The organism is Streptomyces sp. NPDC107765, assembly GCF_055657085.1.
The window spans coordinates 1-21,628 of sequence record NZ_JBVKBL010000028.1; the positions used below are offsets into that span (position 1 = coordinate 1).

The 21,628-nt window shown below is 71.2% G+C and carries 24 protein-coding genes and 2 pseudogenes; 13 read left to right on the plus strand and 13 right to left on the minus strand.

Annotation, left to right across the window (positions count from 1 at the left end; all coding sequences use genetic code 11):
• Positions 1-149 (minus strand): annotated as a pseudogene (locus ACZ7MX_RS38700) (IS701 family transposase); the annotation flags it as partial.
• Positions 150-511: 362 nt separating this feature from the next.
• On the opposite strand from ACZ7MX_RS38700, the gene ACZ7MX_RS38705 reads away from it, so the two are divergent.
• Both ACZ7MX_RS38705 and ACZ7MX_RS38710 read left to right on the plus strand, forming a co-directional pair.
• Positions 512-784 carry a hypothetical protein gene (locus ACZ7MX_RS38705; protein WP_472139289.1) on the plus strand — a complete coding sequence of 91 codons (273 nt, stop codon included), beginning with the start codon at positions 512-514 and terminating at the stop codon, positions 782-784.
• A gap of 305 nt (positions 785-1,089) precedes the next feature.
• On the plus strand, positions 1,090-1,563 hold the full coding sequence (locus ACZ7MX_RS38710) for a GbsR/MarR family transcriptional regulator (protein ID WP_472139290.1): 474 nt from the start codon (positions 1,090-1,092) through the stop codon (positions 1,561-1,563).
• A gap of 45 nt (positions 1,564-1,608) precedes the next feature.
• Here the strand turns inward: ACZ7MX_RS38710 and ACZ7MX_RS38715 are convergent.
• Positions 1,609-1,877 (minus strand): annotated as a pseudogene (locus ACZ7MX_RS38715) (transposase); the annotation flags it as partial.
• A gap of 40 nt (positions 1,878-1,917) precedes the next feature.
• Complete coding sequence (locus ACZ7MX_RS38720) at positions 1,918-2,133, minus strand: heavy-metal-associated domain-containing protein (RefSeq protein ID WP_472139292.1); 216 nt, start codon at positions 2,131-2,133, stop codon at positions 1,918-1,920.
• A gap of 414 nt (positions 2,134-2,547) precedes the next feature.
• Between ACZ7MX_RS38720 and ACZ7MX_RS38725 the strand changes: the two genes are divergently transcribed.
• Positions 2,548-3,183: a hypothetical protein gene (locus ACZ7MX_RS38725; protein WP_472139294.1), complete on the plus strand. Its 636-nt coding sequence runs from the start codon at positions 2,548-2,550 to the stop codon at positions 3,181-3,183.
• 401 nt (positions 3,184-3,584) lie between these two features.
• Here ACZ7MX_RS38725 and ACZ7MX_RS38730 read toward each other — a convergent pair whose 3' ends face one another.
• A complete protein-coding gene (locus ACZ7MX_RS38730) occupies positions 3,585-3,827 on the minus strand; it encodes a zf-HC2 domain-containing protein (RefSeq protein WP_472139296.1) in 243 nt (80 codons plus the stop codon).
• On the opposite strand from ACZ7MX_RS38730, the gene ACZ7MX_RS38735 reads away from it, so the two are divergent.
• From ACZ7MX_RS38735 to ACZ7MX_RS38750, 4 genes are read left to right on the plus strand one after another with little or no spacing between them, the layout of a single operon-like run.
• Positions 3,826-4,587: a sigma-70 family RNA polymerase sigma factor gene (locus tag ACZ7MX_RS38735; RefSeq protein WP_472139298.1), complete on the plus strand. Its 762-nt coding sequence runs from the start codon at positions 3,826-3,828 to the stop codon at positions 4,585-4,587. The genes ACZ7MX_RS38730 and ACZ7MX_RS38735 overlap by 2 nt on opposite strands.
• On the plus strand, positions 4,587-5,225 hold the full coding sequence (locus ACZ7MX_RS38740; RefSeq protein ID WP_472139299.1) for a metal ABC transporter ATP-binding protein: 639 nt from the start codon (positions 4,587-4,589) through the stop codon (positions 5,223-5,225). Before ACZ7MX_RS38735 ends, ACZ7MX_RS38740 begins: the two co-directional genes overlap by 1 nt.
• Positions 5,222-6,091 (plus strand): metal ABC transporter permease, encoded by an 870-nt coding sequence (locus ACZ7MX_RS38745; RefSeq protein WP_472139301.1) that lies wholly within the window; start codon positions 5,222-5,224, stop codon positions 6,089-6,091. The genes ACZ7MX_RS38740 and ACZ7MX_RS38745 overlap by 4 nt, the downstream gene beginning before the upstream one ends.
• Positions 6,043-6,861 carry a metal ABC transporter solute-binding protein, Zn/Mn family gene (locus ACZ7MX_RS38750; protein ID WP_472139303.1) on the plus strand — a complete coding sequence of 273 codons (819 nt, stop codon included), beginning with the start codon at positions 6,043-6,045 and terminating at the stop codon, positions 6,859-6,861. Before ACZ7MX_RS38745 ends, ACZ7MX_RS38750 begins: the two co-directional genes overlap by 49 nt.
• 90 nt (positions 6,862-6,951) lie before the next feature.
• Here ACZ7MX_RS38750 and ACZ7MX_RS38755 read toward each other — a convergent pair whose 3' ends face one another.
• Together ACZ7MX_RS38755 and ACZ7MX_RS38760 are read right to left on the minus strand one after the other, a co-directional pair.
• A complete protein-coding gene (locus ACZ7MX_RS38755; RefSeq protein ID WP_472139393.1) occupies positions 6,952-8,628 on the minus strand; it encodes a class I adenylate-forming enzyme family protein in 1,677 nt (558 codons plus the stop codon).
• Between the two features lie 95 nt (positions 8,629-8,723).
• A complete protein-coding gene (locus ACZ7MX_RS38760) occupies positions 8,724-10,523 on the minus strand; it encodes a CoA transferase (protein ID WP_472139305.1) in 1,800 nt (599 codons plus the stop codon).
• A gap of 281 nt (positions 10,524-10,804) precedes the next feature.
• Here ACZ7MX_RS38760 and ACZ7MX_RS38765 point away from each other — a divergent pair, with 281 nt between their 5' ends.
• Positions 10,805-11,929, plus strand: a complete 1,125-nt coding sequence (locus ACZ7MX_RS38765; RefSeq protein WP_472139395.1) for an acyl-CoA dehydrogenase family protein — start codon at positions 10,805-10,807, stop codon at positions 11,927-11,929.
• Between the two features lie 45 nt (positions 11,930-11,974).
• On the opposite strand, the gene ACZ7MX_RS38770 is transcribed toward ACZ7MX_RS38765, so the two are convergent.
• From ACZ7MX_RS38770 to ACZ7MX_RS38780, 3 genes are all read right to left on the minus strand, one after another.
• Positions 11,975-13,066, minus strand: coding sequence for a sugar ABC transporter permease (locus ACZ7MX_RS38770; RefSeq protein ID WP_472139307.1), 1,092 nt, complete (start codon positions 13,064-13,066; stop codon positions 11,975-11,977).
• A gap of 20 nt (positions 13,067-13,086) precedes the next feature.
• Positions 13,087-14,295 carry an MFS transporter gene (locus ACZ7MX_RS38775; protein WP_472139397.1) on the minus strand — a complete coding sequence of 403 codons (1,209 nt, stop codon included), beginning with the start codon at positions 14,293-14,295 and terminating at the stop codon, positions 13,087-13,089.
• A 352-nt stretch (positions 14,296-14,647) separates the two neighbouring features.
• On the minus strand, positions 14,648-14,857 hold the full coding sequence (locus ACZ7MX_RS38780) for a hypothetical protein (RefSeq protein ID WP_472139308.1): 210 nt from the start codon (positions 14,855-14,857) through the stop codon (positions 14,648-14,650).
• 256 nt (positions 14,858-15,113) lie between these two features.
• Between ACZ7MX_RS38780 and ACZ7MX_RS38785 the strand changes: the two genes are divergently transcribed.
• The 4 genes from ACZ7MX_RS38785 to ACZ7MX_RS38800 all read left to right on the plus strand — a co-directional run bounded on the left by ACZ7MX_RS38785 (position 15,114) and on the right by ACZ7MX_RS38800 (position 19,015).
• The gene (locus ACZ7MX_RS38785) at positions 15,114-17,198 is read left to right on the plus strand and encodes a SpoIIE family protein phosphatase (protein ID WP_472139310.1); all 2,085 of its coding nucleotides are present in this window, start codon (positions 15,114-15,116) and stop codon (positions 17,196-17,198) included.
• An 18-nt stretch (positions 17,199-17,216) separates the two neighbouring features.
• Positions 17,217-17,525, plus strand: a complete 309-nt coding sequence (locus ACZ7MX_RS38790) for a hypothetical protein (RefSeq protein ID WP_472139312.1) — start codon at positions 17,217-17,219, stop codon at positions 17,523-17,525.
• A gap of 140 nt (positions 17,526-17,665) precedes the next feature.
• A complete protein-coding gene (rpmF, locus tag ACZ7MX_RS38795) occupies positions 17,666-17,836 on the plus strand; it encodes a 50S ribosomal protein L32 (RefSeq protein ID WP_006601600.1) in 171 nt (56 codons plus the stop codon).
• Between the two features lie 9 nt (positions 17,837-17,845).
• The gene (locus ACZ7MX_RS38800) at positions 17,846-19,015 is read left to right on the plus strand and encodes a GTP-binding protein (protein ID WP_472139314.1); all 1,170 of its coding nucleotides are present in this window, start codon (positions 17,846-17,848) and stop codon (positions 19,013-19,015) included.
• A 158-nt stretch (positions 19,016-19,173) separates the two neighbouring features.
• Here the strand turns inward: ACZ7MX_RS38800 and ACZ7MX_RS38805 are convergent, their stop codons facing one another.
• From ACZ7MX_RS38805 to rpmB, 4 genes are all read right to left on the minus strand, one after another.
• The gene (locus ACZ7MX_RS38805; RefSeq protein ID WP_472139316.1) at positions 19,174-20,364 is read right to left on the minus strand and encodes a GTP-binding protein; all 1,191 of its coding nucleotides are present in this window, start codon (positions 20,362-20,364) and stop codon (positions 19,174-19,176) included.
• Positions 20,365-20,375: 11 nt separating this feature from the next.
• Complete coding sequence (locus ACZ7MX_RS38810) at positions 20,376-20,756, minus strand: hypothetical protein (protein WP_472139318.1); 381 nt, start codon at positions 20,754-20,756, stop codon at positions 20,376-20,378.
• Positions 20,757-20,850: 94 nt separating this feature from the next.
• Positions 20,851-21,156: a 30S ribosomal protein S14 gene (gene rpsN, locus ACZ7MX_RS38815; protein WP_472139320.1), complete on the minus strand. Its 306-nt coding sequence runs from the start codon at positions 21,154-21,156 to the stop codon at positions 20,851-20,853.
• Positions 21,156-21,392, minus strand: a complete 237-nt coding sequence (rpmB, locus tag ACZ7MX_RS38820; RefSeq protein ID WP_472139322.1) for a 50S ribosomal protein L28 — start codon at positions 21,390-21,392, stop codon at positions 21,156-21,158. Before rpmB ends, rpsN begins: the two co-directional genes overlap by 1 nt.
• A gap of 67 nt (positions 21,393-21,459) precedes the next feature.
• On the opposite strand from rpmB, the gene rpmG reads away from it, so the two are divergent.
• Positions 21,460-21,621, plus strand: coding sequence for a 50S ribosomal protein L33 (gene rpmG, locus ACZ7MX_RS38825; protein WP_472139324.1), 162 nt, complete (start codon positions 21,460-21,462; stop codon positions 21,619-21,621).
• Positions 21,622-21,628 lie beyond the last annotated feature (7 nt).

The following is a 21,628-nucleotide window of genomic DNA, read 5'->3' on the forward strand; positions in this document are numbered from 1 at the left end:
TGCATCGACTTACGTCGGCCCTCCAGCAGCAGCCCCCTCAGATACAGGGCGCCCTTCTCACGCTGATCCCGCCGCACCAACGGCGCGAACACCTCTCCAGCAAACTCCTCCAACCGGCCCCGACACGCAGCAAGTTCCCCAGCCCTCATACAACCAGCGAACTACCACACACTCACCGTGACAAGGCCACGTAACAAAGCACTACTAGGTGTGTCCGACGGGTCGGGCACCACAACCCTCGGTCGGGTGGTTTTGGAACCGACACTTCGCTGGGACGTAGAGCTGACCGGAAAGATCAGGTCTGCTGATGCCGTCGGGAGGGACGTCCGACTCGGCGGGACCAAGGGAGGAAAACGTGGTGGGAAGGAAATGGTCTGTCGCTCCATGGGGCGTGGGGCTGGCCCTGGTTGCCGTCATGGCATCTGCGGCAGCGCCAGCAGCTGCGCACAGCCAGACACCGCACCAAATGGCCGGGCGCGTTACTCTCACGAACGCGGACAATGGCAGGACCGTGGCCGCGCATACGGGCGACGACATCGAAGTCACTCTCACCGGCTCTCGCGAACACGGGCTCATCTACTCCTGGAGCGTCCCGGTGAGCGACGCCGCCGTGCTCCATCGGACCGCGGGCGGCACGACTCCTAAGGGGGATGCCACGGCGAGGTTCCATGCCGCGAGGGACGGCATCGCCGTTCTCAGCGCTCAGCGACACTGCCGCGCCGACCCCGGCCACCTCTGCCCTCTGGTCGTCACGCCCTGGAAAGTCAGGGTAGAGGTGAAGTGACCGATTAGCGGGGCCAATCTTCGTCGGCCACCCGACCCAGCAGACACGACCTAAGAACTCCTCACGCAACTTGAGTTGCTGTGACCTCGGGGGGAGTTCGGCGGTTGGTGGCGCTTCCACCCATCCGCGGCATGCGCGGTCGTCCCCGTCGGCGACGGAATGGGATCTATGTCGATCGCGGCTAAGACCACGACCGCTACCGTCACGTCCGGTTCACCATGGGCGGGGAGGCGGATCAAGGCGACATCGACGACTGAGACACCAACAATTTGTGATATCTCAGTCGTCTGTGTCATTGGGGGGGCATGGACGATCACACCCTGGCTTACACCGACCGCATGGCCGCCTTCTACGCTCGTGAATACGGCTTCCCGCCGGTCGCCGGGCGTGTGCTGGGCTACCTATTGGTCTGCCAGCCGCCGCAACAGACGATCGCGCAGCTCGCCGAAGGACTGCTGGCCAGCCGTAGTGCGATCGTCGGGGCCGTCGATCTGCTGGCTGGGCATCATGCGGTGCGGCGCACCCGTTCGGCCGGGCAGCGCGCCGACTACATCGGTCTCGACCCGCGTGCGCTGGAGCCGCCCGGGTTCGAGGGCGCGACCTACCGGCAACAGGCGGAGTTGGCCCGCGAGGCGCTGCGGCTGCTGGACGAGGGAGAAACCCAACGGCGCTCGATCATCGAGGAGGCCGCGGCCTTCTACGACTTCATGGCCGAGCGCATGCCCCGGCTACTCGACGAATGGCACGCCCAGCGCGTCCGACTGCGCGAGCACGATTGACCCCCTGAACCGCATCTGCACGGACGATGAGAGGTCCCACATCCCTCGCTGGCGGGGCCAACCTCGGTTGCCGCGGATAGGCGGAATCGCCGCCAATAGCGGCATGAGCTGGGTGACGTCATTGCGGTTGCCACCCGTTAGGGTCACGGCCAGCGGGATGCCGGTGGCTTCGCAGATCACATGGTGTTTGGAGCCCGGACGGCCTCGGTCGACCGGGCTCCGTCCGGTTTTGGGCCGCCCTTGAGCGCCCGGATATGGGAACTGTCGATCACCGCCTTAGAGAGGTCCAAGCGGCCTTTGGCCCGGGTGGGGGCGTCCGCCGTTGCCGGTGTGCGATGCGCCGGGCAGCTCAGGTCAGGCGGCGTCAAGATCGCCGACGCTGTAGCCGGCCTCGACGATCGCGGCGATCACCCGCTCGTCGTCCACGGAGGCTCCGCGTACGGTCACGGTGCCGGCAGAGAGGTCGACACTGACGTCGGAGACGCCGGGCACCTGGGACACCTCCTCGGTGACGCTGTTGACACAGTGCTGGCAGCTCATGCCGGTGACGGCGTACTGCTTTTCAGCCATGACGGCTCCCTGTCCTGGTGTGTCTGCGGCGGGCCGCGGTTGATCGGTCGGCTTGGGATACGTGTCGGGCGGCCCGCCCGTTCATCCGGCATCCGGTATCCGGTATCCGAAGCAGCTGACAACTGATGAGTCGGGGTGGCGGAGGGGGGAGTTCCGGCATGGGATGTGAGGTGGGTCACGGCGTTTGGTGGCTTGTGTTGCGCAGGCCGCCGTTGCCGTCGCAGAGGGGCCGTACGGGCTCATTCCCGCCCTGAGTGGCGGTGGTGGCAGGGCGCAGGCAGGAATGAGTGGCCTTCCACGGATGCCGGAAACCAGCGCATGGTTGCGTCAGTCGGGTCGGACGAGAAGGAAAGCTTCCGTCCGGTCGGATAAGTCCTGCCCGGCACCCCGGGCCGGATGGCAGCATGGCGGGCTGTGTCCGCCGAGTCGCTGTCGAGAGGGGTGCGCGCCGCGCTGTTCGCCGCGGTGTGCGTCGTGCTGTCAGCGATCGGCCATGTGTGGATGTCCGGCTCCGATATCGCCCCGTGGGCCCTGGCTGCTGCGTTCTTGATCACGGGGGCCGGTGCCTGGGTGGCTGCGCGTCGGGAGCGCGGCCCCGTGGCGATTGTGGGCGGGCTGCTGGTGGTGCAGGCAGTGCTGCACCATCTGTTCGTGGGGGCCCAGCAGCGGCCCATGTCGATGCAGATGCCGATGGGCATGGGGCATGGACCGGCGATGGGGAGCATGGGAACCGGCTCGCCCCCCATGGCGCATGGCGGGCACAGCGTCCTGGGGATGGCTGCCGCCCATGGACTGGCCGCCGTGGTGTGCGGGTTGTGGCTGTGGTGGGGCGAGAGCACCGTCTTCCGGCTGCTCCGCTGCCTGGGTGCGTTGGCCGTGCTGGCCGTAGGGGTGCTCAGGCTTCTGGTCATCGTCTGTTTCGTCCCCGTGGAGCGGCCGAGCCTGTGGTCCGTATCGCGTGGCGGGCGTCCCGTCGACCGGTTGCGGGCGCCGTTGCTGTGTCATGTGCTGTCGCGGCGCGGGCCGCCGCGGGGGTTGGCGTACTGCTGAGCGTCCATCGCGGGCTGCCGGGCTGACCTGGTGGTCCGGCGGTGACGGGTGTCCGTGCAACTCCCCTCCGGCCGCTGCCGGTCGGCGAGCTGCTGACACCTGCCCGAGTGTGATGGATGCCCGCCATGAACCACCGTCGCGGTGCCCGTGATCGAGGCGCGGCGGGAACTTCCCTCCTTACGGTCCTCGTCCCGGCCCGCCACCGGAGAGGTGGTGCTGACCGTCATCGGACGACGGCCGTCCATCCGCCGTGCTGGTGTCGTTGAGCACTGGCACGGCCGTGCACCGAGGACTGATCCCCGATGACACGAATACATCCTTGGCGTGCGCCCGAGCGCACCGCCGTTCGCCGGTCCAGAACCCCCCGATTCCCCTGTGGTTGCCTGCCCGAGCGCACGAACTCAGCGACTGCCTGGCCTCTCGCGGCGGGCGGCCAGCTCGGTCAGCAACCGGTCCGTCCATGGCAGGGCGAGGCCGAGCGCCGTACGACCGACCGCGCGCAGGCGCTCGGCGTCGGCGGCCCGGCGGCGGCAGTTGGCGCACCGGGCGAGATGGCGGTCGAGGGGCTCCGACGCGGGGTCGGCGGCGGCGAGTTCGCCGTCCAGGCGAGTGGAGAGCGCGGCGCGGTGGGGGGCGCACGTCATGACGCCATTGTCGCCCCGGAACAGCCCAGATGTGTCGCCTCGGACCGGCACCCGTCCTGTATCTGCCCGGACCCGGGAGCGCGCGGTGGACGATGAGCAGGTGACGGCCCTGGCGATGGCGGCACGGGACGGCGATCCATCGGCGGTGGAGGCGTTCATACGGGCCACCCAGCGGGAGGTGTGGCGGTTCGTCGCCCACCTGACGGAGCCGCAGTCGGCGGACGACCTCGCCCAGGAGACCTTTCTGCGTGCGCTGGGCGGCCTTTCCCGCTTCGCGGGCCGCTCCTCGGCCCGTACGTGGCTGCTGTCGATCGCTCGCAGGGTGGTCGTGGACCGGTACCGCGCCGCCTCGGCGCGGCCGAAGACGGCGGATCTGGCGGAGTGGGAGAAGGCCGCGGAGCGGTGCCAGCCGCGTGGCCTGCCGGGGTTCGAGGAGCGGGTCGCGCTGGACGAACTGCTTGCCGGCGTCCCGGTCGAGCGGCGGGAGGCGTTTGTGCTCACCCAGGTGGTGGGCCTGCCGTACGCGCAGGCCGCGCAGGTGGCCGGGTGTCCGGTGGGCACGGTGCGGTCGCGCGTCGCACGGGCCCGGGGCCAGCTGATCACCATGCTGCGGGCCGCCGAGGACGCCGCGGAACGTACCCCCGGGTCGATGGGGGAAGGGAGCCGGGAACCAAAGGCGTCCGGCGTCCGACAGCTCTCTTTGGCCGGGGCACGCACCTCCGGCCTTCGGCACGCAGCGACTGTGGGGAGGAGGGTCTGATGGAGGGGCTCGGCATACGCATGGCCGAGGTCTCCTGTCGTCACGGGCGGCAGGAGGTGGTCCACGAGGTGGATCTCGATATCGCCCCCGGCGAGCGGGTGGCGCTCACCGGAATCAATGGATCGGGCAAGACGACGCTGCTGCGCGCGGTGTTGGGCCTGCACCGCAACGTCGGCGGGCAGATCGCGGTGGGCGGCCGGCCGGCCAGGACGGCGGCCGAGTGGGCGTGGCGACGCCGGGCCTGCGCCTGGATTCCGCAGCGCCCGGCAGCGGGCCGCTTCCCGTTGCTGGTAAGGGAGTTGCTGGCCAGCAGCGGGGACGGGGAGGAGGCCGGGCAGGCGGCCGACCGGCTGGGCGTCGGCGAGCTGACCGACCGGCCGTTGCACACGCTGTCCGGCGGACAGCTCCAGCGGGTGCATCTGGCGCGGGCGGTCGGCTGTGTGGCGGCCGGTGCGGGGGTGCTGCTGGCCGACGAGCCGACGGCCGCGCTGGACTTCGACGGGCAGTCGGAGGCTGCAGAGGTGCTGACCGGGCTACCGGTAACGCTGGTCGTGGTGACGCACGACCGCGGGCTGGCGAAGCAGTGCGACCGGGTCCTGGAGATGGCCGCCGGGCGCGTGCGGGAGGTCGCCGCATGAACGAATGGACCCACCTCGGAGATCTGCTGAGCCTGGTCCCCGTGCAGCGTGCCGGGCTCGCTCTGCTGCTGGCGGCCGTCGGGCTGCCGGTCGTGGGCGTGGTGATCGTCGGGTTGGACATCATGCCGGTCCGCTTCGCGATGATGCACGTCGCCCTGCTGGGCATCGCCGTCGGGCTGCTGACCGGACTCGATCCCGCCGTCTGCGCGATCGTCGCCTGCGCGCTGGCCGGGGCCGGGATCAGCCCGCTGGCCCGTACCCCTGACGGGTTGTCCGGGGCGATGGGCCTGCTGATGAGCCTGGCCATCGCGGCTGCGCTGCTCGTACTGGCGGTCTCCGGGGTCAATGCCGCCGGGGCCTTCGCTCTGCTGTGGGGCTCGATCCTCTCGGTGGGTGACGGGGACGTGGCTGTCCTCGCCGCGCTGGCCGTGGTCGTCCCCGGGCTGTTCTGGTGGCGGCGGCGCCAGGTGGCGCTGTTGCTGCACGACCGCGAACTGGCGCTCTGCGCCGGGGTGCCGGTGCAGCGGCTCACCCTGGTGCTGCTGGTGCTCGTCGCGGTCGCGGTGGCGGGGGCCATCCGGCTCACCGGTGCGCTGCTGGTGGACGCCCTCACCCTGCTGCCCGCGCTGGCCGCCCGTCGGCTGGGCCGTTCCCTGGGCTCGATCGTGGCCTGGGCGGTCGGCATCGGCCTGGCCGTCAACCTCGTCGGCTTCATGGCGGCCCTGGCGCTGGATCTGCCGCCTGGTCCGATTCTCGTCCTCGTGGCCGGGGCGACCGCCCTGGCCGCTCATCTCATCCCCGAACGGAGAAACCGCTCATGGCACGCCTCCGCGTCCTCTTCCGCCTCGTCCCCGCCCTTGCACTGACCACGGGTCTGTCCCTGCTCACCGCCTGCTCGGGCGGCGGTACCGACGACTCCGCACACGCCGGGTCCCACGACAAGAAGGGCGGCGGTCCGGTGGTCGTGGCCACCACGACGTGGGAGGCGGCCTTCGCACGGGCCGCCGGGGCGAAGGACGTCAAGGTCATCGTCCCGCCGTCGGTGCAGCACGCGCCCGACTACGAGCCCAAGCCCTCCGACCTCGCCGCGGTCGCGGATGCCGACTATGTGCTGTACGCGTCGTTCGAGCCCTTCGCGGGCAAGATCAAGGAGGCCGCGGGCTCGGACGCCCAGCTCGTCGCGGTGAACCTGGACAACACCGCCGACAAGGCCATCGCCGAAGTGACGAAGCTGGGCAAGAAGTTCGGTACCGAGAAGACCGCCGCGGCCTGGACGAAGTCCTTCCATACCGAGTACGGCAAGCTCTCCGCCAAGGTGAAGAAGGCGTGGCCGGGCGGCCATCGGCCGACGGTGGTGGCCCAGGCGTTCTCCACCTGGGCCGCGAAGCTGGCGGGCGCGGAGGTGGTCGGTACGTACGGGCCGGACCCGGTGACCCCCAGCCAGGTGTCCAAGCTGTCGGCGAAGAAGCCGTCGCTGGTCCTCGACAACGTCCACATGTCCACCGGGACGGTCCTGCCGGACTCCGGTACCAAGCAGGTGGAGATCGCCAACTTCCCCGGCAAGGACCTGGATCTCCTGGCGGTGTACCGCACTGCGGCGAACGCGGTGGAGCAGGGGCTGGCCAAGAAGCAGTGACGCCGGGCCGGTACGGGCGGGCTCGGTAGCCGGCTGAAGGGCCGCGGCGACAACCGCCGTGGCCCTTCGCCGTTGCCCGGGCCGCATGGTCTACCCGGCGTTCGTGTGGTCGGCCTCGGCAAGCCGTTTGCGCATCGCCGCCCGGTCCGGCTTGCCCGCCGGGGTCAGCGGCAGCTCGTCCATGAGCAGCAGCGCCTCGGGGTGCTTGCGGCGCTCCAGGGCGCGCTCGTCCAGGTGGCGGCACAGTTCCTTCAGCGTCAGTGCCTGTCCCGGTAGATCCTGCCCTTGTCTCGGCACCACGCAGGCGGCCAGCCGTTCGCCCATCAGCCGGTCGGGTACGCCGACGCAGACCGCCTCCCGTATCTGCAGATGTGTCAGGAGGTGCTGCTCAACCTCGCTGGGGCTGATGTTGGCGCCGCCCCGGATCACGATGTCCTTCAACCGTCCCATGACGCGCAGCGTGCCGTCGCCGTCCAGCATGCCCAGGTCTCCGGTGCGCACCCAGCCGCCGGGAGCGCGATAGCGGGCGTCGAGTTCGGGGGCACCTACGTAGGACATCGGGGTCATCGGGCCGCGGGCGACGATCTCGCCCGTGACACCCACGGGTGCCTCCACGATGTCGTCGCGCGGGGCGTCCAGGTCGGCGATGCGGATGTCGGCCACCCGCGGATCCGGACGTCCGACCGCGATGCCGGGCCCGTCGTCGGGCTTCGGCTCCTCGGTGCCCGTATGGCAGTTGACTCCGTCGGCCGAGCCGTACAGGTTCACCACCGCGCAGCCGAAGGCGTGCCGGGCCTCGGCCGCGGTGCCCGGATCGAGGGGCGCGCCGCCCAGCACCATCGCGGTCAGTGACGAGGTGTCGGTGGGCGTCCGACCGAGGTGCTCAAGGAGCATGCGGACCATGGTCGGTACGGCGAAGAGGTGCGTGGGACGGTGTCGGCCGATCGCGGCGAGGGCGGCCTCGGCGTCGAAACGGTTGAGCAGCACCATGGCGCCGCCGTGGCGGGCCAGGGTGACGGCGGTGCCGCTGCTGCCGAACGCTGACGCCAGGGGCACCAGGTAAAGGTTGCGCGGCGGCCGGCCCTCGGCCAGCAGGGACGCCATGACGTTGCCGCGGCCTCCGGCCAGCGCGTTGTGCGAGTAGGCGACCATCTTGGGTTCGGCCTCGGAGCCGGAGGAGACCAGGATGCGGACCGCCGCATCGGGGTCCGGGCGGGCAGGGGTGAAGGCCGCGCCGTCGGCTCGCAGCAGCTCGTCGAAGGAGAGGCAGCCGTCCGGGGTGTGCCCGGGTCCGGCGGCAACTACCGTGCGGAGTGCGGGGAGTTCGGGGGACAGGGCGCGCAGGTTCTCGGCGTGGTGGTTGCCGCGGTGTTCGGTCGCGGCGATGACGGCGACCGCGCCGGAGCGGCCGAGCAGGGAGGCGGCCTCGCATCTGCCGCGGCCGACGGGGAAGGGCAGGACGACCGCGCCGAGGGCCGCCACGGCGAGGTCGGCGATGACTGCGTGACGTCCGCCGGGAAGTTGGACGCCGACCACGTCGCCGGGGCGAATGCCGGTCTCGGCGAGCCCGGCGGCCAGACATCGCGCCTGCCGGTCCAGTTCGGCGTAACTCACCTCTCCCCGCGGGTCAATGACAGCGGTCCGGTGGGGGTCGGCACAACGGCGGGCGCGGAAGAGTGCGTACAGGTCGAGGTCGGGGCAGCTGCCGTCGGCCGCCCAGTGGCGGCGCAGCGCGGCGGGCACCAGATCGCGGATCGGCTCGTGCACGTCGGTCACCTCGGCTTCGTAGGCTTCGCGGGAGGTATCGCGTACGTCGGTTGCGTGCGTCGCGGGTGCGTCGGTCGCATCGGTCACGGTCACGGTCACGAGAGGCTCCAGAGAGCCGGGACGGCGAGTGCGCCGTGGTCATCGCGGTTGAGGGCTCCGGCGAGCCGGGGGTCGTCCGGCAGGGCGGCGAGGTCGGTGGTGACGGCGGTGGCCACCAGCCCACGGGCGCGCAGCTCGGCGACGGCTTCGGCGGTGGGCAGCTCCCGTATGCGCTCCGCATGACCGGTAGCTTCGGCGGCGCAGACGTCGGCCGGTGCCAGCCAGCCGTCAGCGGTCCGCAGCGGATGGCGGAAGCCGACCGGGCGCCGCGGGTCGCGCCCCGCCGCGGCACGGCGCAGAGCGGGCGCGGTGAGTACATCGGCCGCGCCCAGCAGCGAGGAATCGACGCGGATGCCCCGCCCGGTGCGTTCGCGGGCGAGCAGACCGGCGAGGACGGCCTCCGCGCCCAGCAGTCCGCCGAGGACGTCCAGCAGCGTCATCAGGGAGGGGGCGGGCGGCTCATCGGCGGGCCGTGCGGCTTCGCCGACGCCCGTCCTGGCCTGCACCATGAAGTCGGTGCCCATCGGCGCACCGGGCAGCTCCCGGCCGGCGAAGCCGCTGGTGTAGGCGTAGACGAGGCCGGGGTTGGCGGCGGACAGCGCCTCGGTGTCCAGGCCGAGCTGCTCGGCCTTCCCAGGGGCCCAGTTGTGGAGGAAGACATCCGCCTCGGCGGCCATCTCCCGCAGCCGGCGGCGGTCGGCCGGGGACTTGATATCGATCTCGACAGCCTTCTTGCCGCGGTTGAGGGCCAGCCAGCGCGCGGAGAGACCCGAGCAGGTGGGCGGCATGCCGCGCAGCGGGTCGCCGCCCGGGGGCTCGACACGCATCACCTCCGCGCCGAGCAGCCCGAGCAGATGCGCGGCCAGCGGTGCCTGGATCCGGCGCCCGGCCTCCAGGACGACCATGCCCTCCAACGGGCGAGCGGACGGCGGCACCTGTACCGGGGCGGGGCGCGGCGACTCGGCACCCGGCGCCAGGGCCCAGGGCGCATCCGCCGCAGCGCCCTCCGCCACCCGCTCCGCGAGCGGGTGGAGCCGGCAGACGTCCGCCCCCGAGGTGTCCGCGGCGCGGCAGATGTCCGCCCAGCTGTTGGCGCGGGTGACGGCGTGCAACGCGTCGGGCAGCGGCGCACAGGCCGTCGCGTACCGGAACTGGAACGGCCGCCAGCCGGCCCGTATCGCCTCCTGCGGTGCACCCAGCGCACGCCAGAAACCGGCCCATATGGCAGGTTCCAGGGCCTCCAGCTCGAAGCGCGTGCCGTCGGCCGCGGTGAACGGCGGCCCGCCCGCACCCGTCGGCGCCGCCTCGCCCTCCTCGGCTCCGGCAGCGGCGACGTACTGGGAGACCGTCAGCAGCGCCGCCCGGTCGACCGCGGTGGACACCGAGGCCACCGCACCACCGCGCGCCTGGCCGATCAGCGCGGCGAGCATGCCCTGGACCGCGAGGACGCCGGCGGCGGTCGCCGCATAGTCGACGGCCAGTCCGCGCGGGCCTCCGTCGCGCTGCCCATGGACGGACATCACGCCGCAGACCGCCTGCGCGGTCACCTCGTCGCACACCTCCTGGGGTGAACACACGCCGGCCCAGGCCACCTGAGCCGGTACCGGCGCATGCCCCTGCCCGGCCAGCACGAGACGCACATCGCCGGCCGCGCCACCGTCCTCCTCCCGGGTGGGCCGAGCGCCGAGTGCCCGCAGATGGCCAACGGCCGTACCGGCCAGACCGGGTGTGCCCGAGACACTCAGCTCCAGCCCGTCGAGTGGCAGGACCGTCTTCGTCGTCGTGGTGTGTGCCATGGCTGCTGCTCTCTCTCCGGCGGCGCTGGCCGCCACGTCGGCACCGGACTCGTCGCGGGAACCCGAAGGCGGCCGGATCCGACTTCTCTCCCACGAGCCCAGCAGTCGGATGGCGGGACCACCTGGTTCCCGGGGAAGGACGGAGAATGGCGAGGGAGTTTCCGCGATCTGCTCACGCGGACGGAACGGAACCCTGCGGGGACGTCAGTCAGCCGCGACCGAAACAGGAATCCGTCACCGTGGCCGCGGTGCCGGCATGCCGCCCGGCATCAGGGGATGAGATTCGTGAACGCGTGACGGAGTTCGTCACCCACCGCGTGATCCCGAACGAGCCCGAGCTCGACGCCGGCGGCCCGGCGGCCGCCCGGATCCTTGCCGCGCTACAGGACGAGGCCAAGAAGGAAGGACTCTGGGCACTCCCCCTACCGGTCGAACTGGGCGGCCAAGGGCTGCCGCTGACCTCGTACGCCCCTATCGCCGAGGCGGAAGGCGCCAGCGACCACGGCCCCGCCGCACTCGGCTCGGCCACCCTCCTGGACGCCCGCATGCTCCACCGGTACGCCGCGCCCCGCGTCCGCGACCACTACCTGGAGCGGCTGACCACCGGGAGCATCCGTTCCGCGTATGCCATGACGGAGCCCGAAGTACCGGGCAGCGACCCGCTCCTGACCCAGACCCGTGCCGAGGCCGGGCCCGACGGCTCCTGGACGCTGTCCGGCCGCAAATGGTTCACCACCGCGGCCGCCGAAGCCGACCTCGTGACCGTCCTCGCCCGAACCGACGGCGAACCGGCAGACCGGCACGGACTGTCCCTGCTGCTGGTCCCCACCGACACCCCGGGCTTCCGCATCGTCCGGGAGCTGCCCGTCCTGGGCACCGGAGGCCAGTGGGAGATCGAACTCAACGACGTACGGATCCCCGCCGACCACCTCATCGGCGAACGCGGCAACGCCCTGACCATCGCCGCGCAACGACTGCAACTCGGCCGCACCCTGCGCTGCCTGCGCTGGCTCGGCCAGGCCGAACGGGCCTTCGCGCTCATGCGCGGCCGCGCCCGCGAGCGCACCCTGCGACGCGGGCCACTGGGCGACCAGCAGCTCGTCCAGCAGCACATCTTCGAGGCGCTGCTGACCATCCGCTCCACCCGCTCCCTCGTCCACGAAGCCGCCCGGCTCATCGAGGCGGGCGGTGACGCCCCTATCGAGGTCGGCCTGGCCAAGGTCGCGGCGGCGCGGATGCTGCAACAGGTCGCGGACTCGGCGATCCAGGTCCACGGCGCCGCCGGCCTCGGCCCGGACACCCCGCTCCCCGGCCTTTTCCGCATGGGCCGAATGGCCCGCCTTCTCGACGGGCCGGACGAGTTGCACATCACCTCCGTGGCGCGACGGGTGCTGAAGGACGGGTGAGGCGGTGCGAAGTCGGGTGAGGTGGCGTGGCGCCCACGGCGAAGGTCATACGTCGTGGGCGTCCACCAGCCCCGTGAGCAGCGCGAGCCCGAGGGCAAGGAAGAAGTCGCCCCACACCAACTCGTGCCGGACGGCGATGCCACGGTCGAGGTCGTAACAGCCCTCGAGCAGCATGCCGGGCGGCCGGCCTGCCCCCGGAACCGTCAGGTGCGTGGTGACCAGACGCTCCACGACCATGGCGGCCCGCCCCCGCAGCCGTTGCGCCTCGGGCGCAGTGGCGGCAGCCGCGAGCTTCAGCAGTGCGACCGCCTCGATCGCGGCTGCGGAGGTGTCCACGGGCCCTTCAGGTGCCCTCGCCTCAGCCGGCGGAACGAGCACGCCCGCTGCTCCTACGTCCCGCCCGAGCAGGCCCCGGGCCCTCTCCGCGTACGAACCGTCGCCCCACCACAGGACGGCGTCAGCGAGAGCCAGCAACAACCACGCCCGGCCCCGGCTCCAGCCCGGCGCCGGTTGCCGACAGCCTGCCCACCGGCCCTCCGTGGTCCATTCCCAGGCCGGGCGCAACGGATCCTCGCCGAGGCACAGTGCGAGATGCCGGTCGAGATGGGACCGGGCGGCACGCCGTCCGTCAGAACCCCCGGCCGTCGCGAGCAGCGGCACCATCCCTGGAACCCCGTCCACCCGCGCCACCAAACGGGGACCACCGAACGCGGCGCCCCACGGCACGATCCCCAACTCAGCATCAAAGGCGTCGTCCAGGCATCCGCGAGCTGCCTGGCCACGCAGGCCCATCGCGCCGGAATCCCCACCGGGCCCCGCCCCCAACGCCGTCCCGTACCAGAAGATCAGCCCACGGGTCGCCGTATCGGCATCCAGCCAACCGGCCAGCCGCCCAGTGCACTCGGCTGCTCCCGCCCGGTCCCCCACGTCGCCGGTGTGCAGGGCCCGCAGCCACCGCAGCCCCGCCCAGAAGCCCCCGGTCCAGGACCCGCGCGAGGTCGTGGTCCACCGCCCGGTGACCGGGTCGGCGTACAGCGGGAAGCGGTCGCCGACCTCCGCGGCCGTCGCGGCGACCCGGTCCAGTACCAGAGCGAGCGCATCGCCCGCCCAGTAGCCCGCTGTAGCGGTGTCCGTCATGGCATTCGTACGCTGCGGTTTCATCCCAGCTTCCCGCCGGAGCAGCGCCGCTCCCGCAACGCCCACGCGGCCGCGACAGCCCACGCAGCGGCGAACTCCACCGCCACCAGCAGCCATCCCCGGCCATACCCGGACGCCTCCACCACAGCACCGAACACCGGTGGCCCTACGGCGAAGCCGGCGAAGAAGCCCGCGGACACCAGCGCGGAGTCCTGCCCGGCGCGGCCCGGTGCCGCCCGCTGGATCACCAGCACCATCGAGACGGCATTGCCCGCGACCGCGAACACCCCGACCGCCACCGCCGAAACCCACACCAGCGCAGGGACCCGCAGCGCCGCGACGAGCACCAGACCAGCGACGACTGCGCCTCCCGCCAGAGTTGCGGGCAGCACCACCGCCCGGCCGGGACGCCCGGCGACCCTCGACCACCCCATCCGCCCGGCGATCCCGGCCAGTCCCAGCACGGCCACCAGCACACTCGCCGCTGTGTGAGCGAACCCGAGCCGCTGCACCCCGAACAGCGCCAGATACGTATTCACCGAAGCGATGCCCGCGCCAAGCAGCAGGGAGAACACCGACAGCCACCCGACCACAGACCCCGCGGGCGGGGCGGCCCCCTCATCCGCCTTCCCCGCCGCACGCTGAGCCGGACCGGCAGGCCCCACACCCGCATGCCCCACACCCGCATGCCCCCCATCCGCAGGCAACACCCGGGCCGCCCATGCCGCCGCGACCGCAGCCAGGGCCGCAGCCACCCACACCGCCCCGCGCCAGCCGACCCCACCCGCCAGCGCGGCCAGCGGCAGCCCGGCGGCAAAGGCCCCCAGTTGCACCCCCGACTGCTTCGCGCCGGTCACCGCACCACGCCGCGCCACCGGAACGGCAGCCACAATCACCTTGTTGGTAGCCGGATTGGCCAACGCCTGGGGAACTCCTCCCACCGCTACCGCCGCCAGCAACACCCCGTACCTCTGAGCCGAAGCGATCAGCCCAAGCGCCACACCGACGAGCAGCAGCAACGCGATCAGACAGCGCCGCGGTCCGGCCCGGTCCACCAGCCGCCCCGCCACCGGAGACAACGCGGCAGCGGCCCCGAACCCCGCCGTCGTCGTCAACCCCAACATGGCGCGGCTCATCTCCAGATCCGCCACCAGCCGCGGACCGAACGCCCCGACCAGAAACAGCTGCAGCATGGAAAGAGCCATCGCCGAGGTCAGCAACAGGGTCACCACCGGCCCCGCACCCCGCTCGGAGCCCGCACCACCCGTACTCCCGGCGGCCGATATCGAGGACGGCAGGGACGACCGATCTGCGTGCACGTGCACTCTCCCTCCATGCCGGACCACGCACCGCACGAGGCCCGCCGCAGAGAGTCGTACGAACACGCCCGTTGGTTCCCGCGCCCCGTCATCGTCCCGGGCCGCCCAGAACTACGTCTCGACTCACAACGAGGACCTTCGCGCCACGGCAAGAGGCGCCGCTCATGGCTTTGCCTTATGCGCTCAACCTGCTTTCGCCTCCGCTCGGGGTGGGGAGCACGCGCCGCTCGGTCGGAGCGTGCTCCCCACCCCGTCTCGTTGCTCAGCCGAAGAAGCGGCGCAGCGGAGCGAGCCGGCGGATCACCAGCCGGTCCAGCGTCAGGATCAGCAGCATGGAAATCCCGGCGAGGGGCATGGCCACCCCGAGGACCAGCATGATCAGCGCGACGCCGCGGGTCACGCGGGCGTCCTGGGCGCGGTCGGGTGCGCCCTTCGGGCCCTGCGGCAGGGTGACCGTGAAGGTGCCGGGCACCCGCGCGTGGTGGGCGAGGTGACGGCCCGCTCGATGGACAGGCCGGCGGGCGCGGCGCCGCTTCCACCCTGGCCACCCATGCTCACACGAATGATCAAGGGGGGAAAGGGGTGGGGACCATCCTGCTCCAGTGCGTGAGCGGTCGGCCGCTCCAAGGTGGACCATGGAAGCCAACGCACTCCATGGGTACGGAGCAAGGCCGCGGGCCGGCGCGAGCAGAGGCCCTTGTGGTCCGGCGTATGGAAGGAGTGCCCGTGTGAGCACAGCCGATGGGCGTCCGGCTGGCACCGGTCAGCCGGAGGGGCGATCCGCGCTGCCGAGTGGGCTGATGGACCTTCTCGGCCTTGCTGCGGTGCTGCTGGATGCCGAGGGGCGGATCGTCTTGTGGAGTCCGGAAGCCGAGGAGTTGTTCGGCTATACCGCTGAGGAGGCGCTCGGGCAGTACGCTGCGCCGCTGCTCGTTCACGAGCAGCACTGGGATCTGATGATCAAGGTGTTCGACGAGGTCATGGGTACCGGGGAGCGGTGGGCGGGGGCGTTCCCCGTCCGGCACAAGGACGGCAGCACTCGCTTGGTGGAGTTCCGCAACATGCGGTTGCTGGACGACCTCGGCGACTTCTACGCCCTTGGCCTGGCCACCGACAGGTCAAGGCTTCGGGAGGTCGAACGGGACCTCGCCCTGTCCACCCGGCTGATCTCCCAGTCCCCCATCGGGCTGGCGATCCTCGACGCCGATCTGCGGTACGTGGCCGTCAACCCCGCTCTGGAGCGGATGCACGGGATTCCCGCGGAAGATCATCTGGGCCGGCACTACCGCGAGATCATGACCTCGGCGAAGTTCGAGGGGCTGGAGGCCGGGATGCGGCAGGTCCTCAAGACCGGGGCTCCCCTGGTCGACGAGTACACCATCGTCGGCCACACCCCCGCCGACCCACACGTGCACGCCTGGTCGATCTCGCTGTACCGGCTGGACGATCCCCAGGGACGGGTTCTCGGCGTGGCTGACCTGGTGGTGGATGTCACCGACCGCTATCAGGCGGCCACGGAGGCCGCCGAGGCCCGCCGGCGTCTGGCGCTCATCGCCGACGGCTCCGCGCGCATCGGCACCACCCTGGAGGTGGAACAGACCGCCCGCGAGCTGGCCGGTGTCACCGTTCCCGAGCTCGCCGACATGGCCACGGTCGACGTCCTCGACTCCGTCCTCGACGAGCACCGGCCGCCCCTGGGTGAGGGCCCCGCGCTCTTCCGCGCCCTCGCGGTGCACGCCGCCTACGTCACCGAAGCCGTCCAGGCCACGGACCCGCCTGGCCAGATCGCTTCCTACGACGCCGACCGGCTCCCCACCGAATGCGTACGCACCGGCCGACCGATCCTGATCTCCCACATCGACGACGCCGCCCTGGCCCGCATCGCCCGCGACGACCGCGCCGCCACGCTGCTGGCCCGCGCCGGCGTGCACTCCTACATGCTGCTCCCGCTCACCGCCCGCGGTCAGATCCTCGGCTTCCTGGGGCTGAGCCGCGCCCGCAACCCGCAGCCGTTCAGCGAGGACGACCTCGCCCTCGCCGGTGAGCTGGCCTCCCGCGCCGCCGTGTGCATCGACAACGCCCGCTCGCACCAGACGGTGCGCAACGCCTCCGAGACCCTTCAGCGCAGCCTGCTCCCGGACCACCCGCCCCACCTCCCCGGCTTGGACGTCGCCTCCCGCTACCGGCCCGCACAAGCCGCCTACGAGGTCGGCGGCGACTGGTACGACGTCCTCCCGCTCGACGGCGACAAGACCGCACTGGTCGTGGGCGACGTCATGGGCAGCGGCATCGACGCCGCCGTCACCATGGGCCGCCTGCGCACCGGCACCAGCGACTTCGCCGACCTCGATCTCGACCCGGCCAAGGTCCTCCAACACCTCGACAAGATCACCTCAGGGCTTGAGCAGTACATAGCCACCTGCGTCTACGCCGTCTACGATCCCCACCGCGCCGAGTGCCACCTCGCCACCGCCGGCCATCTGCCCCCCGTCCTGGTCCGCAGCGGGCAGCACCCGGAACTGCTCGACCTGCCGACCGGCACCCCACTCGGAGTCGGCGGCATCCCCTTCGTGACCACCACCTTCCCCGTCGGCCCTGGTGATCGGCTGGTCCTGTACACCGACGGCCTCGTCGAAGTCCGTCATCACCCCATCGACGAACGCCTCAACACCCTCCTGCGCCTGCTTGACACACCCGACCCCACCCTGGAAGAGACCTGCGACCGGCTCCTTCACGAACTCCGGCTCCCCGCCGACCCGGACGATGTCGCCGTGCTCATCGCACGCATGCAGCCCTTCGCGACCGACTCTTGAAATACGGCCCGGTCGAGCTTGTCACCGAGCAGTTGGCCGGCACCGGCGAGATGGGCCGTCCTCCCCGTCTGTGCCTCGGCGCTGGCCTGGCAGCCCGGCGCGGGAGACCTGCTCGCGACCGCGGGGGCCGACTACACCGTCCGGCTGTGGCGCGCCGGACCCAACAGCCCGAAGAGCAGCGGCACCTCACTCGCCGCAGGGCATCTGACCAACCCCGCCACATCCCTTGCACGGATAGGGCGGCACATGCTCGCGGTGGCGGAACGGGGAGGACGTCTCACACTCCTGGACATCAGCGGTGACACCCCACCGCGGCTCGAAGGGTGACGGAGGAACGGACGGTGGCTGGGCAGGGAGCCGGGGTGCTTGAGCGGCCCGGCAGCCGCTCACGCACCCGCCAGTTTGGAAATGGGAGCCATTTTCAATTAGGCTGTTGCCCGTCACCTACTCGTGCAGGAGGTTCGGCCATGGCCGTACCCAAGCGGAAGATGTCCCGCAGCAACACCCGCCACCGCCGCGCCCAGTGGAAGGCGACCACACCGCAGCTCGTGCCCGTCACCGTCGACGGCACGCCCTACCTCGTACCGCAGCGACTGGCCAAGGCGTACGAACGCGGCCTGCTGCGCCCGGAGAGCTGAGACCACCGCATGACGCACAACCGACTGCCCGTCACCGTCCTGTCGGGCTTCCTCGGCGCCGGCAAGACCACTCTGCTCAATCACGTCCTGGGCAACCGGGAGGGCCTTCGGGTCGCGGTCATCGTCAATGACATGAGCGAGGTCAACATCGACGCGAGCCTGGTGCGTGGCGGCGAGGCCGCTCTCTCGCGTACCGAGGAACGCCTCGTCGAGATGACCAACGGCTGCATCTGCTGCACGCTGCGCGATGACCTGCTCGAAGAGGTCGACCGGCTGGCCCGCGAGGGCCGCTTCGACTACCTCCTCATCGAGTCCAGCGGCATCTCGGAACCGATGCCCGTCGCGGCCACCTTCGCCTTCCCGCGCGACGACGGAGCGACCCTGGGCGACCTCGCCCGGCTCGACACGATGGTCACCGTCGTCGACGCCGCCAACTTCCTTCCGGAGCTGGCCGGCGGCGACGGACTGGCAGAGCGGGGGCTGGACCAGTACGAGGACGACGAACGCACCGTCAGCGACCTACTGATGGACCAGATCGAGTTCGCCGATGTCATCGTCCTCAACAAGATCGACCTGGTCGATGCGGAGAACGCCGAACGGCTCGAAGCCACCCTCGCCCGCCTCAACCCGGCCGCCCGCATCGTGCCCGCACTGCACGGCCGGGTGAGCCCCGGCGAGATCCTGGGCACCGGACTGTTCGACCTGGAGCGGGCACAACAGGCCCCCGGCTGGGTGCGGGAGATCAACGGCGACCATGTCCCGGAGACCGAGGAGTACGGCATCTCCAGCACGGTCTTCCGTGCCGATGCGCCGTTCCACCCGGGCCGACTGTGGACCTTCGTCACAGAGGGGCTGGACAGCGGCGCCTACGGTCAGATCCTGCGTTCCAAGGGCTTCTTCTGGCTGGCCAGCCGCCCGAACGTCACGGGCTTGTGGTCGCAGGCCGGAGCGGTCGCCCGTTTCGAGCCTTCCGGTGCCCGCGCTGCCGACGACAGCCAGGGCCAGGAACTGGTCTTCATCGGCACCGGGTTGCGCGCCGGCCTGCTTCAAGCGGCCCTGGCCGACTGCCTCCTTGCCGACAGGGAACAGCTCTCCGACGACCCGTTCCCCGCCTGGGACACCTACGGCATCGACGACGCCTGCGAGCACGAGCACCCGGAGCTGGTGCCGCAGGCATGACAGGCTCCGGGTTGGGCGGTGGTCGCAGCCACGGCACCGCCCAACCCGGCAACTCACAAGGTGCGCACACCGGTGCCCCTGTGCTCATACGGAGCACAGGGGCACCGGTGCGTCCGACCTGCTGTGAGAGATGCGGCCGAGCCCGGGAGTGGCTCGGCTCAAAGCGGGACGTCGCCGAGCAGGGGATCAGGGAAAGCCGCCCATCCGTCCCAGCCCAGTGACAACTCCCTGTCGTCCAGCAGGGCCGCATCAAGGGCGGAGCGCAACCGGTCCCGGTCGAGGCCGACGCCGGTGAACGTGAGGGCGTTACGACGTTCGCCGTAGTAGTCGTGCCAGAACCACGAGGCCAGAGTGCGCCGTTGTGGGGATGCGCACCGCCAGGCGCTGTGGTCTCCGGGCTCCAGCCAGCGGTCCGTTTCTTGCAGTTCCATGTGTGGTCCGGCCGACCGCCAGGTCACGACAGATGCGGGCCGGCTGGACAGCCACAGATGGCCGCGGCTACGCAGCACGCCGGCCATGACGGTGGGCAGCGCGTCCGCGAGCCGCTCGGGGTGCAGCGGGCGCCGCGCCCGCCATACCACCGACGTCACGCCCAGGTCGGTAACGGGGCGTGAGGGCACCACGGTCACCGGTTCCAGCCGGGCCCGCCACTCCTCAACAGCGTCTGGTACGGGCCGCAGGAGCGAGGGCGGCAACGCCCCTGCGATTTGCGGCCGTTGTTCGACATGGACGAGCGTGGCGGAGGGGTTGAGGTGGTGCACCAGGGCGGCCACCCCGTCCGTTCGACGGTCGGTGGGGCTCGGCGGGGCCGGCACGATCACGCCGTGGGCGGCTTCCACTCTGCGGGCAGCTATCTCGGCCGGTGTCAGGGGGCTGGTGTGATCCGTACCGTCCCACAGTCGGACGGCCCGGTGGACGCATCCAAGCTCGGCCAGAAAGGCCGCTGGGTTGAGCCCGGCCACAACCGGGGCCGGGACGTAGTGGTCGCCCAGCGCGCTGGCGCCGGTCCGCTGTCGCCACAACTCCACCAGGAACGGCAGGAGATCCAGCTCGTCGGAGAGGGCGAGGACCACATGAGGGTTCCCCACGGTGCGCCGGATGGCCAGCAGGTCCTGCCGGAGGATCACCACCGGGTCGCCGGTGGCCACCCGCGACATGGGCTGCGAGACGGACTGCGATACTCCGGGACCGGTGACGAAGCGTTGCACGACGGGATAGCCCGTGTCCCGGCAGTGGATGGATGCAGCCAGCACCACGGCGCGGGGAGCGGCACCCACCAGCTGGTCCACCGCGAGCCCGCGGGCAGCCGGGGTGTTCCCGATCACGATGCTCAACAGCCCTTTGGGCACTGGGCTTCCTGTCAGTTGAGGTGGGCGATGTGGTGGGGCGCGGGTACCGCGCGCAGCCGGTGCGGAAGCGTGCCGTCGTCCGGCATGCCGGCCAGGAGCCATGCGCCGACCAGTTCCGCGGCGGCTTCGGTGACGATGGGGCCCAGGCGAGCGACGGGGCCGCTGGGAGTGCGATCCTTAGCGCACGGCTGTACTGCGGCGTGGAGCCCCGAAGCCGGGGTGCAGTGCAGCAGGCCGCCCAGGCATCCGGTGACGATGGGAATGCCGTGCGGGCAGGCACGGACGGCCTCGCGCAGCCGGTCCCTCACCGCTTCGCCGTCGGCGCTTGGACAGTTGGTACAGGCGACCAGCGTGAAGGGGCGACTCGGGCCGCCCGGTGTTGCGCGGTTCATCGGTACACCCTTCCGGAGGGTTTGGCCGGGACGGCGCCGCGGTCTGGGTGGTGACCCAGACCGCAGCTCCGTCCAGCGTGAAGGTCGCCGGATATCACCAGGACGACTTGGTGACTCCGGGGAGGAATCCGGCGTGCGCCTGCTCGCGCATGCGAACCCGGGACATGCCGAACTTGCGCAGGTGGCCTCGGGGGCGGCCGTCCACGCTGTCCCGGTTCCGTACCCGGGTCGCGCTGGCGTCGCGCGGCTGGCGCCGCAACTCCGCCTGGGCGGCGGCGCGTTCGTCGTCGGTGGAGGAAGGCCGCCGGATAACCTCCTTCAGCTCAGCGCGCCGGGCGGCGTACCGCTCGACGATCACCTTGCGCTGCTCGTTCTTCGCAATCTTGCTCTGCTTGGCCATCAGACCTTCACTCCTCGTGCGCGGATCCGTGCCACCGCGACCTCGACCCCGATCGAATCAACCGTCTTGATCCCCTTGGCGCTGAGCGTGAGCCGGACGTACCGGCCCTCGCTCGCCAGCCAGTAGCGCTTGCGCTGGATGTTCGGGTCGAACCGACGGGGCGTACGGCGGTGCGAGTGGGAGATGGTCTTGCCGAAGCCCGGCTTGGCGCCGGTCAGCTGGCAGTGGGCGGACATGGTGTGTGGGTCACCTCTCGTCGGAGACGTTATCGGCAATGGAAACCATTCCCATATAGTAGCGCCCATGGCACGCAACGAACTCCGCCCGGTCATCAAACTCCGCTCCACCGCGGGAACGGGCTACACCTACGTCACCCGCAAGAACCGGCGGAACGACCCCCGCCTGGTCCTGCGCAAGTACGACCCGGTGGTCGGCCGGCACGTCGAATTCCGCGAAGAACGCTGACTCACAC

What these genes read in the sequence shown, in the direction of transcription:
- ACZ7MX_RS38710 (WP_472139290.1), top strand. Translation starts at nt 1,090, where the DNA reads ATGGACGATCACACCCTGGCTTACACCGACCGCATGGCCGCCTTCTAC.
- ACZ7MX_RS38720 (WP_472139292.1), bottom strand. Translation starts at nt 2,133, where the DNA reads ATGGCTGAAAAGCAGTACGCCGTCACCGGCATGAGCTGCCAGCACTGT.
- ACZ7MX_RS38735 (WP_472139298.1), top strand. Translation starts at nt 3,826, where the DNA reads ATGACGCCATTGTCGCCCCGGAACAGCCCAGATGTGTCGCCTCGGACC.
- ACZ7MX_RS38730 (WP_472139296.1), bottom strand. Translation starts at nt 3,827, where the DNA reads ATGACGTGCGCCCCCCACCGCGCCGCGCTCTCCACTCGCCTGGACGGC.
- ACZ7MX_RS38740 (WP_472139299.1), top strand. Translation starts at nt 4,587, where the DNA reads ATGGAGGGGCTCGGCATACGCATGGCCGAGGTCTCCTGTCGTCACGGG.
- ACZ7MX_RS38745 (WP_472139301.1), top strand. Translation starts at nt 5,222, where the DNA reads ATGAACGAATGGACCCACCTCGGAGATCTGCTGAGCCTGGTCCCCGTG.
- ACZ7MX_RS38750 (WP_472139303.1), top strand. Translation starts at nt 6,043, where the DNA reads ATGGCACGCCTCCGCGTCCTCTTCCGCCTCGTCCCCGCCCTTGCACTG.
- ACZ7MX_RS38760 (WP_472139305.1), bottom strand. Translation starts at nt 10,523, where the DNA reads ATGGCACACACCACGACGACGAAGACGGTCCTGCCACTCGACGGGCTG.
- ACZ7MX_RS38770 (WP_472139307.1), bottom strand. Translation starts at nt 13,066, where the DNA reads ATGACGGACACCGCTACAGCGGGCTACTGGGCGGGCGATGCGCTCGCT.
- rpmF (WP_006601600.1), top strand. Translation starts at nt 17,666, where the DNA reads ATGGCCGTACCCAAGCGGAAGATGTCCCGCAGCAACACCCGCCACCGC.
- ACZ7MX_RS38800 (WP_472139314.1), top strand. Translation starts at nt 17,846, where the DNA reads ATGACGCACAACCGACTGCCCGTCACCGTCCTGTCGGGCTTCCTCGGC.
- ACZ7MX_RS38810 (WP_472139318.1), bottom strand. Translation starts at nt 20,756, where the DNA reads ATGAACCGCGCAACACCGGGCGGCCCGAGTCGCCCCTTCACGCTGGTC.
- rpsN (WP_472139320.1), bottom strand. Translation starts at nt 21,156, where the DNA reads ATGGCCAAGCAGAGCAAGATTGCGAAGAACGAGCAGCGCAAGGTGATC.
- rpmB (WP_472139322.1), bottom strand. Translation starts at nt 21,392, where the DNA reads ATGTCCGCCCACTGCCAGCTGACCGGCGCCAAGCCGGGCTTCGGCAAG.
- rpmG (WP_472139324.1), top strand. Translation starts at nt 21,460, where the DNA reads ATGGCACGCAACGAACTCCGCCCGGTCATCAAACTCCGCTCCACCGCG.